Annotated in this window: 13 protein-coding genes; 8 read left to right on the forward strand and 5 right to left on the reverse strand. The window is 71.5% G+C overall.

Annotated elements, in window-relative coordinates; all coding sequences use genetic code 11:
- Window positions 1-91: 91 nt before the first annotated feature.
- From CP976_RS10590 to CP976_RS10605, 4 genes are all read right to left on the reverse strand, one after another.
- Entirely contained in the window at window positions 92-805 is a 714-nt protein-coding gene (locus CP976_RS10590) for a DsbA family oxidoreductase (protein WP_150485299.1), read from the reverse strand.
- A 76-nt stretch (window positions 806-881) separates the two neighbouring features.
- Complete coding sequence (locus CP976_RS10595) at window positions 882-1,376, reverse strand: GNAT family N-acetyltransferase (RefSeq protein WP_190146937.1); 495 nt, start codon at window positions 1,374-1,376, stop codon at window positions 882-884.
- A 46-nt stretch (window positions 1,377-1,422) separates the two neighbouring features.
- On the reverse strand, window positions 1,423-2,031 hold the full coding sequence (locus CP976_RS10600; protein ID WP_150480112.1) for a DUF1349 domain-containing protein: 609 nt from the start codon (window positions 2,029-2,031) through the stop codon (window positions 1,423-1,425).
- Window positions 2,032-2,123: 92 nt separating this feature from the next.
- Window positions 2,124-3,653: an aldehyde dehydrogenase (NADP(+)) gene (locus tag CP976_RS10605; protein WP_150480113.1), complete on the reverse strand. Its 1,530-nt coding sequence runs from the start codon at window positions 3,651-3,653 to the stop codon at window positions 2,124-2,126.
- Between the two features lie 132 nt (window positions 3,654-3,785).
- Here CP976_RS10605 and CP976_RS10610 point away from each other — a divergent pair, with 132 nt between their 5' ends.
- The 6 genes from CP976_RS10610 (at window position 3,786) to CP976_RS10635 (ending at window position 9,585) form a co-directional block, all read left to right on the forward strand.
- Entirely contained in the window at window positions 3,786-4,559 is a 774-nt protein-coding gene (locus CP976_RS10610) for an IclR family transcriptional regulator (RefSeq protein WP_010037854.1), read from the forward strand.
- A 3-nt stretch (window positions 4,560-4,562) separates the two neighbouring features.
- Window positions 4,563-5,033 carry a GNAT family N-acetyltransferase gene (locus tag CP976_RS10615; RefSeq protein ID WP_150480114.1) on the forward strand — a complete coding sequence of 157 codons (471 nt, stop codon included), beginning with the start codon at window positions 4,563-4,565 and terminating at the stop codon, window positions 5,031-5,033.
- 90 nt (window positions 5,034-5,123) lie between these two features.
- Window positions 5,124-6,131 (forward strand): hypothetical protein, encoded by a 1,008-nt coding sequence (locus CP976_RS10620; RefSeq protein WP_150480115.1) that lies wholly within the window; start codon window positions 5,124-5,126, stop codon window positions 6,129-6,131.
- On the forward strand, window positions 6,128-7,414 hold the full coding sequence (locus tag CP976_RS10625) for a sensor histidine kinase (protein ID WP_150480116.1): 1,287 nt from the start codon (window positions 6,128-6,130) through the stop codon (window positions 7,412-7,414). Before CP976_RS10620 ends, CP976_RS10625 begins: the two co-directional genes overlap by 4 nt.
- Window positions 7,411-8,073, forward strand: coding sequence for a response regulator transcription factor (locus tag CP976_RS10630; RefSeq protein WP_150480117.1), 663 nt, complete (start codon window positions 7,411-7,413; stop codon window positions 8,071-8,073). The genes CP976_RS10625 and CP976_RS10630 overlap by 4 nt, the downstream gene beginning before the upstream one ends.
- Before the next feature lie 54 nt (window positions 8,074-8,127).
- Window positions 8,128-9,585 carry a peptidoglycan D,D-transpeptidase FtsI family protein gene (locus tag CP976_RS10635; protein ID WP_150480118.1) on the forward strand — a complete coding sequence of 486 codons (1,458 nt, stop codon included), beginning with the start codon at window positions 8,128-8,130 and terminating at the stop codon, window positions 9,583-9,585.
- 74 nt (window positions 9,586-9,659) lie between these two features.
- On the opposite strand, the gene CP976_RS10640 is transcribed toward CP976_RS10635, so the two are convergent.
- Window positions 9,660-11,117 carry an NCS2 family permease gene (locus CP976_RS10640; RefSeq protein ID WP_150480119.1) on the reverse strand — a complete coding sequence of 486 codons (1,458 nt, stop codon included), beginning with the start codon at window positions 11,115-11,117 and terminating at the stop codon, window positions 9,660-9,662.
- A gap of 269 nt (window positions 11,118-11,386) precedes the next feature.
- Between CP976_RS10640 and CP976_RS10645 the strand changes: the two genes are divergently transcribed.
- Together CP976_RS10645 and CP976_RS10650 are read left to right on the forward strand one after the other, a co-directional pair.
- A complete protein-coding gene (locus CP976_RS10645) occupies window positions 11,387-11,992 on the forward strand; it encodes a SigE family RNA polymerase sigma factor (protein ID WP_150480120.1) in 606 nt (201 codons plus the stop codon).
- The gene (locus CP976_RS10650; RefSeq protein ID WP_150480121.1) at window positions 11,989-12,834 is read left to right on the forward strand and encodes a hypothetical protein; all 846 of its coding nucleotides are present in this window, start codon (window positions 11,989-11,991) and stop codon (window positions 12,832-12,834) included. Before CP976_RS10645 ends, CP976_RS10650 begins: the two co-directional genes overlap by 4 nt.
- Window positions 12,835-12,851 lie beyond the last annotated feature (17 nt).

The following is a 12,851-nucleotide window of genomic DNA, read 5'->3' on the forward strand; positions in this document are numbered from 1 at the left end:
CCACTCTGCGTCCCCTGGATCTCCCCGTCCATTGCCGATTTCTGCGTGATGCCGCTAAGGAGCGCTTATAAATACGCCCCGACCTGCGGTTTCAGTGCTGGGGCACCGCGCAGCCGTCCGGGCCGCACGCGTCCGCGTCCCCGCTGTCCACGAGCTTCAGCGGCGAGCGCTCGCCGTACGCCTGGGTCAGCGCCTGGGCGAAGACCTCCGCGGGCTGGGCACCGGAGACGCCGTACGTGCGGTCGAGCACGAAGAACGGCACACCGCTCGCGCCGAGCTGCGCGGCCTCGCGCTCGTCGGCGCGTACGTCATCGGCGTACGCCCCGGCATCGGCGAGCACCGCGCGGACGGCCTCCGCGTCCAGCCCGGCGGACACGGCGAGCTCCACCAGCCGCTCGTCGTCGTTGAACACGGAGCGCTCCTCGGCGAAGTTCGCCCGGTACAGCAGGTCGAGGAGCTGCTCCTGGCGCCCCTGCTCCTTGGCGAAGTGGAGCAGGCGGTGCATGTCGAAGGTGCTGCCGTGGTCGCGCCCCCGGGTGCGGTAGTCCAGCCCCTCGGCGGCGGCCTGTGCGCCCAGGTTGTCCTCACCGGCCTCGGCCTGCGCCCGGCTCATCCCGTACTTCCCGGTGAGCATCGTGATCACGGGCTGGATGTCGTCCTTGGCGCGGCCCGGGTCCAGCTCGAAGGAGCGGTGCACCACCTCGACGTCGTCACGGTGCGGGAAGTCCCGCAGCGCCTTCTCGAAGCGGGCTTTGCCCACGTAGCACCAGGGGCAGGCGATGTCGCTCCAGATCTCGACGCGCATGTCTTCGGCTCTCTCCAGCTCGTACGGGGTGCGGAGGCCCCCTCCGCCGAGTTGGTGAACGTTCAAGCAGCCGATTTCATTCCGCGGCCAGGGAGAGCCGCATCGTCAGATGGTGGTCCCCGGGCTCGGCCGGTTCCGGCACCCACCCCTGCCGCCGGTAGAACCCCTGCGCCCGCAGGTTGTCGACATGCACGTCGAGAACGGCGGTCCGCCGGCCGTCGGCCTGCCACTCCTCGACGCAGGCCGCGTGCAGGGCGGTGCCGATGCCGCCGCGCCAGTGGTCGGGGTCGACGTGGAACTGGAACAGCTTCACCGTGTCCGCCGGGGCGCCCTCGGGAGTCCGGAAGGAGGCCAGGCCGACGATGCGCCCTGCCTCCACCACGCACAACACCCGCCCCTCCGGCCGCGCGAGGGCGCTCTCCCAGATGGCGAGCCAGTCGGTGCCGTCCTGTGGCAGCCCGTCGGGGTAGTACGTCGCCCGGGCACGCGCGTGCAGCGCGACGACGTCCGCCACCTCGGCGGGCAAGGCGGTACGGATCACTCTGTCGGGGGTCACTCGGTTCTTGATCATGCAGCGGAGGACGTCCCCCGGCCGGGACGTGGTTCCCCGACAGGCTTCAGCTGCCGTCGCGCAGGTCGTTCGGCCAGTGCGGCCTGAACTCAACGCGGTCGTACGTCACCACGCAGCCCTCCCCCATCGGCGACTGGGTCATGAAGCCGATCAGGGCCGCGCCCGTCTCCTTCTCGTCGCCCAGCGTGAAGAGGCGGACGAACGTCCACCGTTCACCGTCGCGGGAGGCGTGGAAGGCGAAGGCGCGGCCGGTGCGGCTCACCCGGAGCCAGACGGAACTGCCGTCGACGGCGAAGGAGTTGGCGTCGTCGGAGTGGCCCCGGGTGACCACCGTGCAGACGGTGGGCACGTCCGGGGAGTACTCCAGGCAGAGCTTGGCCCAGGCGCGCTCGCCGACATTGACGTAGAGCACCCCGGCGTCGAAGGCCGCACCGAACCCGACGGTGACCCGGGCGATCAGCTGGAAGTCCCCTTCGGGCGCCCCGAGCAGCCGAGGCGCGTCGGACGCGGGGTCCAGCCCTTCCCCGGTGGGCGGCACGAACCGATCCTGCCGAGCCCCGGCCCACCCGGTCAGCACCCCGTCCTCGTAGGACCAATGGGCCTCGGGCCCGTAGGAGCGCAGGGGGAACGGAAGTTCGGGAATCTCGAGATCCATTCAACCGAGTCTTTCAGGTCCGGCCCTCAGGGGCGCGGGGAACTGCGCGATCAACCACAACGAACCCGCAGCCCACCCGCACCCCTACGGCGTCAACGCTCCAGCTGCCCGTTGAACCGCCGCGGCAGTCCCAACGGATTCTCGTCCCGCAGCTCGGCCGGAAGCAGCGCCTCCGGAGCGTTCTGGTAGACAACCGGCCGCAACCACCGCTCGATCGCCGTCCCGCCCACCGACGTGGACGTGGACGTCGTCGCCGGGTACGGCCCGCCGTGATGCTGAGCCGGCGCGACGGCGACCCCCGTCGGCCAGCCGTTCACCAGCACGCGCCCGGCCAGCGGCGTCAGCTCCTGGAGAAGCTCCGCGCCCCGGCCCTGGCCGGCGGCCTCCTCGTCGGACAGCTGCACCGTCGCCGTGAGGTTGCCCGGCAGCCGCGACAGCACGGCCTTCACCTCGGTCTCGTCCTCGTAGCGGGCCACCACGGTGACCGGCCCGAAGCACTCCTCCAGGAGCAGGTCGTGCTCCCCCTCCGCCGCCAGCCTGCTCGCCGGAACGGTCAGGAATCCCGCGCTGACGGTGTGCTCGCCGCCCGCGCCCGGGGTGACCGGGGAGTCGACGTCGGGCAGCTCGGCCCGCTCGGCGACGCCGGCGACGAAGTTGTCGCGCATGCGGTGGTCGAGCAGGACCCCCGCGTCGGTGTCGCTGACCGCGTCGGTCAGCGACTTCAGCAGGGCGTCACCGGCGGCGCCGGCCGGCGCCAGGACGAGGCCCGGCTTCACACAGAACTGGCCGACACCCAGCGTCATCGAACCGGCGAGGCCCGCACCGATCGCCTCGGCCCGTTCGGCGGCGGCGGCCTCGGTGACGACGACGGGGTTCAGCGAGCCCAGCTCGCCGTGGAACGGGATCGGCACGGGACGCGCGGCAGCCGCATCGAACAGCGCACGCCCACCCCGCACGGACCCGGTGAAGCCGGCCGCCGAGACCAGCGGGTGCTTGATCAGCTCGATGCCCGCCTCGAAGCCGTGCACCAGCCCGAGGACGCCCTCGGGGATGTCGTGCCGGGCGGCGGCGCGGCGCAGCACCTTCGCGACGTACTCGGACAGGGCCGGGTGGTCCGGGTGCGCCTTGACGACGACGGGGCAGCCGGCCGCGAGGGCACTCGCGGTGTCGCCGCCGGCGACCGAGAAGGCGAACGGGAAGTTCGACGCCGAGTAGACGGCGACGACGCCCAGGGGCACCTTGTAACGGCGCAGGTCCGGGATCGGCGGGGTCGCGGTGTCGTCGGGGTGGTTGATGACGACGTCGAGGAAGGCGCCCTCGTCGACGATGTCGGCGAAGGCCCGCAGCTGGTAGCAGGTGCGGGCGAGCTCACCGGTCAGCCGGACCGGGCCGAGCGCGGTCTCGGCGTCGGCGGTCTCGACGAGACCGTCCTTGGCCGCCTGAAGCTCTTCGGCGGCGCTGCGCAGGAAGGCCGCGCGCACGGTACGGTCCGCGAGTGAGCCGCGCGCCTCGTGCGCGGCGCGGACGGCGGCGTCGACCTCCTGGGCTGTGGCCTCCACCGCAACCTGTTCACGCTGCTTCCCGGTTCGGGGGTCGACACTCCAGACTGGTGCTGCTGCCACCGCGGGTCCCTCCACACATGTAATGCCGCAGTACTGGGTCATCCACCAGGGGCGTTCGATATACTGAACGCTGTCTCTGATGATGAATATGCTGTGGAGACTATTTCCCGTCGAACGAAGGGGTCAAGGGCGATGTCGGCTGGCGAGACGGGCGGCGGGGCGCAGGTCAAGTCCGCGGTACGAACGGTTGAACTGCTCGAATACTTCGCCGGGCGTCCCGGTATGCACTCGCTCGCGGCGGTCCAGGAGGCCGTCGGCTACCCCAAGTCCAGTCTCTACATGCTGCTCCGCACGCTCGTCGAGCTGGGCTGGGTGGAGACCGACGCGACGGGCACGCGGTACGGCATCGGGGTGCGGGCCCTGCTGGTCGGCACCTCCTACATCGACGGCGACGAGGTCGTGGCGGCGGCCCGCCCGACGCTGGACCGGCTCTCGGACGACACGACCGAGACGATCCACCTCGCCCGCCTCGACGGCACGAACGTCGTCTACCTCGCCACCCGCCAGTCGCAGCACTACCTGCGCCCCTTCACCCGGGTCGGCCGCCGGCTGCCCGCGCACTCCACGTCCCTCGGCAAGGCGCTGCTGAGCACCTACTCGGACGAGCAGGTCCGCAAGATGCTCCCGGAGACGCTGCCCGCGCTGACCGAGAACACGATCACCGACCGCGAGAAGCTCATCGAGGAGCTGCACCAGGTCCGGGAGCAGGGCTTCGCCGTGGACCGCGAGGAGAACACGCTGGGGCTGCGCTGCTTCGGGGTGGCCATTCCGTACCGCACGCCGGCGCGGGACGCCATCAGCTGCTCGGTGCCGGTGGCCCGGCTGACCCCGGCGCACGAACAGCTCGTGAAGGACGCGCTGTTCGACGCGCGGGACCGGCTGACACTGGCCACCCGTAGGCTCTGAGACATGAATGTCGAGCTGCGCCAGGTCCACGACAGCGATCTGCCGGTCTTCTTCCGGCAGATGAACGACCCCGAGGCTCTCCACATGGCGGCCTTCACCCCCGGGGAACCGGCCGACCGGGACGCCTTCGACGCCCACTGGGCCAAGATCCGGTCCTCCGACGCCGTGGTCCGCACGGTGCTGGCCGACGGCGACGTGGTCGGCAGCGCGGCGGTGTACGGCGTGCCGGGCGAACGCGAGGTGACGTACTGGGTCGACCGCGCGTACTGGGGGAAGGGCATCGCCACGGCGGCCCTGCGGGCGCTGGTCACAGAGGTCCCCGAGCGCCCGTTGTACGCCCGGGCGGCGTCGGACAACGCGGGCTCGCTGCGGGTACTGGAGAAGTGCGGGTTCCGTGTCGTCGCCACGGCCAGCGGGTATGCCAACGCGCGGGGCGCCGAGATCGAGGAGACGGTCCTGCTCCTGGAGGGCTGAGCGGCTGCCCTCGCCTCTCCCCCGTCCGGCGGAGGCGGATCGTCGTCGTGCAGGAGGTGCCGTCGGCCTGCCTCGCGGGAGCCTGAGCGCATGACGCAGTCACTCGCTCCCGCACCCGTTCCCGGCCCCGCCGTCCGCCTCAGCGGGCCCCGGCGGATCCTCCGTGCCGTCGCCGTCCTCTCCTGCGTGCCGTACCTGGGGCTCAAGGCCGCCTGGATCGCCGGGAGCCAGGTCGGCATCCCCGAGGGGAGCGGACTGCTCGACGACCGGGTGGGCATGGCCGTGATCAACGGTCTGTCCGTGCTGCTGGACAGCGCGGTGATCGTGCTGGCGCTGGTGCTGACCCGGCCGTGGGGGCTGCGGGTGCCCGCGTGGCTGCTCGCGTTCCCCGTGTGGGTCGCCACCGGGCTGCTCGCGCCGATCATGGCCGGGTTCCCGGCGCAGCTCGTCGTGAGGGCGTTCGGAGGCGGTTCCGTATCGGACCAGGGCCATGAGCCCTTCCTCCACGAGTGGGTGTTCACCGTGGTGTACACGGGGTTCATCCTCCAAGGGCTCGCCCTCGGCGGCCTGTTCGTGCTGTACGCCCGCGACCGCTGGGGGTATCTGTGGCGGGGCCGGGTCTGGGAACTGCCCGTCGGCGTCGTCGGGCCGGCGCACCGGGCCCTCGCCGCCGTGGCCGCCGTACTCGCCCTGCTGCCCCTCACCCTCCACGTGCTCTGGGCCTGCGGTGTCACCGCCGGACTCAGCGAGGGCCGGGCGGCGGACCGGGGCGGTGACTTCCACGTCCTGGAAGCCGTCCACGCGGCGTTCCTCGTCGCGGCCGTCGCCGGCGGCTTCCTGCTGGCCTTCCGGCGCGGCCGGGCGCTGCCCGCGGCGGTGCCGCTCGGCCTGGCCTGGGTCGGCTCGGGCGCCGTGGCCTGCTGGGGCGGCTGGCTGACGCTCGCCTCTCTCGGCGGCGTGGAGGACATCGCCGACCGTCCCACCCCGCTGATGAACCTCGCCTACGCTGGGCAGATGCTCGTCGGATTCCTCGTCGCCGCCATCGGCGTCTACTACTTCGCCGAGCGCTCGGCCCGGGCCGCACGGCGGACCGCGTGAGACAGGCCGCCCGGTCCCTGTTCGGCCGGCGGGCCCGGCTGCGCTGGGTGCATCTGATCCTCGGCGGCGCGCTCGCCATGCCGTACGTCCTGGTCGGCTCGGTGATCATCGGTCCGGCCACCGGCAGCACGAACGTCTTCGGGTCCTTCCCGCTCCAGCTCGCCTCCTTCGGCGTGGGGCTGCCGCTCGCCGCCGTCACGTCCGTGTTCCCGCTGACCCGGCCGCTGGAGGCCGCCGCCGCGCGCTGGCTGTGCGGTGTCGACGCGGACCGGCTCGCCTTCGGACCGGCCCGGACGCGGGGCGAGAAGGGCCGTACGGCGAGCTGGTTCACGCTGCATCTCGGGTTCGGCGGGATCATCGCCGGGATGTCGCTGGCCGTGCCGCCGTTCGCCACCGTGCTGATCCTGCTGCCGGTCTTCGCGGGACTCGGCGGCACCCGGCTCGGGCTGCCCGAAGTCTTCGACCACGCCTGGGCGTTGGCACTCGCACCGGTCGCGGGCGCGGCGATGCTCGTGGCCCTCGCCGGCTGTGCCGCCGGCAGCGGTGCGCTGCTGGCCCGCTGGGCGCCCGCGCTGCTCGGCCCGTCTCCCGAGGGCCGGCTCGCGGCCGCCGAGGCACGCGCCGCCGACCTGGCCGTGCGCAACCGGCTGGCGCGGGAGCTGCACGACTCCGTCGGCCACGCGCTGAGCGCCGTCACCCTCCAGGCGAGCGCGGCGCGCCGCGTCCTCGACTCCGACCCGGAGTTCGTCCGCGAGGCCCTCGCCGCGATCGAGGACACGACCCGGCGTACCGTCGGCGAACTCGACGCCGTGCTGGGCGTGTTGCGCGAGGGCGGCGCCCCCGGCACGGCCCCGGCGCCGACCCTCGCGGCCGACCTCGACGGTCTGCTGCGCCGCACCCGGGCGGGCGGACAGCGCGTGACGGCCACGGTCGACGCCGACCCGGAGTCCCTCCCCCCGCTGTTGTCCCGCGAGGGCTACCGGATCGTGCAGGAGGGGCTGAGCAACGCACTCAAACACGCGGGCGACCGGGTCGCCGTGGACGTCCGGATCGCGGCGGCGGACGGGTGGCTGGAGATCACCGTGGAAAATCCGGTGACCGGCCCCGCGACGGTCACCGGACCAGCGACGGTCACCGGCCCCGCGTCCTCCCGCCCCGGCGGCGGCCACGGGCTGCGCGGCATCGCGGACCGGGTCAGGCTGCTCGGCGGGACCATGACGGCCGGACCGGCCGGAGAGACCTGGCGGCTGCACGTACGTCTGCCGATGAAAGGAACCGCATGACCCGCCCGACGCCGATCCGTGTCGTCCTCGCCGACGACGAGCGCATGGTCCGCACCGCCCTGCGGGCCATCCTCTCCGCCGAACCGGACCTGGAGGTGGTGGGCGAGGCGGCCACCGGCGCCGAGGCCGTGTCGGTCGTACGGGACCTGCGGCCGGACGTCGTCCTCATGGACGTCCGCATGCCGGAGATCGACGGCATCCGGGCCACCGAGCAGATCCTCGCCACCCTGGACGAGCCGCCCCGGATCGTCGTCGTGACGACCTTCGAGAACGACTCCTACGTGTACGACGCGCTGCGCGCCGGAGCCGCCGGGTTCCTGCTGAAACGGGCGGACGCCGACGCGCTCGTGCAGACGGTCCGGCTGGTGGCGCGCAGCGACAGCCTGCTGTTCCCGGCGGCCGTCCGCACCCTCGCGACCGAGCACGCACGCGCGCACCCGGCGCCGCCCGCGTGGGTGGCGAAGCTCACGGGACGCGAGCGGGAGGTGCTGCGGCACATGGCGGAGGGGCTGACCAACGCGGAGATCGCCCGCCGGATGGAGGTGGGCCCCGCCACGGTGAAGTCGCACGTGGCGGCGGTGCTGGCCAAGACGGGCACCCGGGACCGCACGCAGGCGGTCATCGCGGCGTACGAGGCGGGCTTCCTGAACGCCGGATGAGAAAACAGGACGGGCGGGAACGATCCGCCCGGTGTGGTTCGTCCTCAGTCCGGGATGAACAAGACGATCAGGCGCGCATCGGTCTTCGCGCTGCTGCTGGTGTTCGCTCTGCTGGTCAGGGCGACCTGGGTGCAGTTCTACGAGGGCCAGGCGCTCGCAGACGACAAGGACAACCGGCGGAACGCCATCGAGACGTACTCGGCGCCGCTCGGGAACATCATCGTGGGCGGCCGGTCGGTCACCGGCTCGGCCCCGACGACGACCGGCGACCTGAAGTACAAGCGCACATACAGGGACGGCGAGCTGTACGCGGCGGTGACGGGTTACGCGTCGCAGGCGTACGCGCCGACCCAACTGGAGGGCATCTACACCGACCTGCTCAACGGCACGGACAGCCGGCTGAAGTCCGTGATGGACACCATCACCAACCAGCGGGCCGACCCGGGCAACGTGGTCACGACGATCGACCCGGACGTGCAGAAGGCGGCGTTCGACGCGCTCGGCGACAAGAAGGGCGGGGCCGTCGCCATCGACCCGAAGACCGGGAAGATCCTCGCGGTCGTGTCGTCCCCGTCGTACGACCCCTCGTCGCTGACCGACGCCAACACCGCGGGGGCGGCCTGGAAGAAGCTCACGGCGGACCCGGAGAAGCCGCTGGTCAACCGTGCGCTGCGGCAGCCGCTGCCGCCGGGTTCGACGTTCAAGCTGGTCGTGGCGGCGGCCGCCCTGGAGGACGGCCTGTACTCGTCGGTGGACGAGAAGACGGCCAGCCCCGACCCGTACACGCTGCCGGGCACCACGCGGGAGCTGACGAACGAGAACCCGAACGCGCCCTGCACGAACGCCACCATCCGCACGGCGCTGGAGTACTCGTGCAACAACGTCTTCGCGAAGATGGCCGTACAGCTGGGCCAGGACAAGGTGAAGGCGATGGCCGAGAAGTTCGGCTTCAACGACGACAAGCTGGACGTGCCGGTGCGGGCCTACACGAGCGTGTACCCGTCGGACATGTACCCGTCGCAGACGGCCCTGACGGGCATCGGCCAGTTCGACGTCACCGCGACGCCGCTCCAGATGGCCATGGTGTCGGCGGCCATAGCCAACGGCGGCAAGCTGGTTTCCCCGCATATGGTTTCGCAGATCACCAACAGCGGTGGTGATGTGTTGCAGGACTACGACGACGAGGCGGGCTCGAAGGAGATCGTCAGTTCCTCGACCGCCGAGCAGTTGCAGTCGGCGATGCAGACGGTCGTGGACCAGGGCACGGGCACGAACGCCCAGGTCCCGGGCGCGACCGTGGGCGGCAAGACGGGTACGGCCCAGCACGGCGAGAACAACAGCCAGGTGCCGTACGCCTGGTTCACCTCGTACGGGAAGTCCGACTCGTCGGGCAAGGAGGTCGCCGTGGCGGTCGTCGTCGAGCAGTCGAACGCGGCTCGCTCGGAGGTCAGCGGCAACGGCCTGGCGGCGCCGGTCGCCAAGGCGATGATGGAAGCCGCGCTCAAGGACTGAACCTCAGCTGCCGATAAGCCGTCTGTAGAGACGAGACGGGCCGCCCCCCTCCCCCCGGGAGCGGCCCGTCATCGTTACTTCGCTCCCAGCAGCTGCTCGATCGGGTCGATCGCGAAGTACACGAGGAACAGCGCCGAGGTACCCCACAGCAGCCAGTGGACCTCCTTGGCCTTGCCGAGCACGGTCTTGATGACGACGTAGGCGAGGAAGCCGGCGCCGATGCCGTTGGTGATGGAGTAGGTGAACGGCATCACGGCGATCGTGAGGAACGCGGGGATGGCGATGTCGTAGCGGTCCCAGTCGATGTGCTTGACCTGGGTCATCATCAGGAAGCCGACGGCGACCAGGGCGGGGGCGGCCGCCTGGAGCGGGACGATGGTGAGCAGCGGGGTCAGGAACAGCGCGAGGCCGAACAGTGAGCCGGTGACCAGGTTGGAGAAGCCGGTGCGCGAGCCCTCGCCGACGCCGGCCGCGGACTCGATGTAGGAGGTCGCCGAGGAGGCCGAGGCCGCGCCGCCCGCGACCGCCGCGGCGCCGTCGATCAGCAGCACCCGGCCGAGGTTCGGGACCTTGCCCTCCTCGTCGAGCAGGCCCGCCTCGGCGCTGATGCCGACGACCGTGCCCATGGTGTCGAAGAAGTCCGACAGGATCAGGGTGAAGATCAGCAGCACGACGGTGATGACGCCGACGCCGGGGGCGCTGAAGGCGCCGAACAGGTCGAAGTCGCCGACGAGTCCGAAGTCGGGGGCGTCGACGAGCTTGTCGGGCCAGGAGGGTGTGGTCAGGCCCCAGCTCTTGATGTCGGCTATGGAGTTGATCACTATCGCCAGCGCCGTCATGGTGACGATGCTGATCAGGATGGCGCCCTTGACCTTGCGGGCGAGCAGGCCGATCGTCAGCAGAACGCCGAGGCAGAAGACGAGAATCGGCCACCCGGTGAGCGTTCCCGTGCCGCCCAGCTGAACCGGCACGGTGGTGTTCGCGGCGTCCGGGATGCGGCTGACGAAGCCGGCGTCGACGAAGCCGATGAAGGCGATGAACAGGCCGATACCGACGCTGATCGCCTGCTTGAGCGGCTGGGGTATGGCGTGCATGACGGCCTCGCGCAGGCCGGTCACCACCAGCACGCAGATCAGCAGGCCTTCGAGGACGATCAGCCCCATCGCGTCGTCCCAGCTCATCAGCGGGGCGATCTGGAAGGCGACCACGGCGTTCAGGCCGAGTCCGGCGGCGAGCGCGAGGGGCAGATTGCCGCCCACGCCCATGATGATCGTCATGACCGCGGCCACCAGGGCGGTGGCGGTGGTGAGCTGGACGGCGTCCAGCTGGTGCCCGAACTTGTCCTTCGCGCTGCCCAGGATGATGGGATTCAGGACAAGGATGTAGGCCATCGTGAAGAAGGTGGCGAAGCCGCCGCGAATCTCACGGCCGAAGGTGGATCCCCGCTCGGAGATCTTGAAGAACCGGTCGACGCTGTTCACCGCCGGTGGTGCGGCGTCGGGCCGGTCGGCCACCTTCTGGGATTCGGACATGACTGGTGCTCCTCGGTGCCTGGGTGATCGGTGTGCGGATGCTGGCTGGATTGTTCCCGCGTTGAACCACATTCAGGTTTTCTTCGTGTTACGGAATCAGAGTCCGGCCTGCCATACGCCGTTCGAAGCTCCGTACGAACCATCCTGAGAACGCTGCTACGCTTCCCGATCTCGTCCGGACCTCCCCCGGATGATCACATGTCATCTACATGACACGCATAGGCACCCCGGCCCGGGGTGCCCGAAGCCGCTGCGAGGAGAGGTCGCCCGTGGGCACAGTCGTCGACGACGCCGCCTCCGTGGAGTTCCACGCCTTCTTCGAGCGTCACTACGCCGAACTGTCCCGCCTGGCCTACCTGCTGACGGGCGAGTCGGACACCGCCGACGACCTGGCGGCGGACGCGTTGCTGGCGCTGTGGCACCGCTGGGACCGGGTGCGCGCCGCCGACCATCCGGCGGCGTACGCACGGGGTGTGGTCGCCAACCTGGCCCGGACCCGGATCCGCAGCGCCGTGCGGGAGCGGCGGCGCATCGCCCTGTTCTGGTCGCAGCGCGAGGAGAACACCGAGAACCCGGACGTCGCGGGCGTGGTCGACGTCCAGGAGGCGTTGCGCAGGCTGCCGTTCCGCAAGCGGGCCTGTGTGGTGCTGCGGCACGCGTTCGACCTCTCGGAGAAGGACACCGCGCTCGCCCTCGGCGTCTCGGTGGGTACGGTGAAGAGCCAGACCTCCAAGGGAATGGCCGAACTCCAGCGGTTGCTGGGCACACAGGGAGTACCGCAGCGGATGCACGCGGCGGTGGGCGCTCCCCGTTGCTCGCCGGTCGTGGAAAGCTTGCGGGCGCGCACCGGTGAGGGCGGAGGAAGGGACCGATGACCATGCGGCGGGACGTGCACGAGGAGCTGCGCGCCCGGCTGCACGAGGCGGCCGGGACGCACCAGCCCGACCGGGAGCAGATCCTGGCCCGGGTCGAGCGCGGTATGGCCGGTCCGGCCGGTGCCGGCCACCGGGCGACGCGTCCGCCGGTGTTCGGGTGGATGCGGGTGGCCGGTGCGACGGCCGCGGTGGCGGGCGTGCTGGCGGTGGGCGGTTACGCGGTCGCGTCCGCGGTGAAGGAGGAGACCGCCCCGCAGCAGCAGGACGTGGCGACGTCGCCGACGCCCACGCCGTCGCCGGAGGCGACGAGCCGGGCCCCGGCGCCGCCGGTGGATCCCACGCCGTCCGCCCCGCCGGAGCGCCGCGAGTCCGCCCCGCCGCCCTCGCGGACGCCGAGCACCTCCGTCACCGGGCGGCCGCCCGCCGCCACGGAGGACGGGCCGCTGTGGTCGGACGGCTCGGTGGACCCGCACAGCAACGACTTCTGGGCGCAGAGCAACATCACGATCAAGACGCGCGAGGAACTGACCGCGCTGACCGTGCGGTTGAGCGTCGCCCAGACCGGCGGGGTCTCCGACGCGGGCGCCTGGCGGTCGCTGCCCGAGCAGGACTTCAGGCTCACGGTCGGCGAGCGGGACGGCTTCCTCGTCTACACCTGGACCCTGAAGGAGGGCCGCAAGGTCCCGGCGGGCGAGTGGGTGTTCGCGGGCCAGTTCGACCACGAGCGAGGCGGCCGTGACGCCGGCGCCGACCGGTACACGGTGACGGCCGCGGCCGGTGCGGAGCGGCTGTCCGTGGGCGGCGGTTTCGCGGCCGTGGACGGCACCGACGACGACTCGTGAAAAATTCCTGAAGGCAC

This window comes from Streptomyces coeruleorubidus (genome assembly GCF_008705135.1).
GTDB classification, from domain to species: domain Bacteria; phylum Actinomycetota; class Actinomycetes; order Streptomycetales; family Streptomycetaceae; genus Streptomyces; species Streptomyces coeruleofuscus.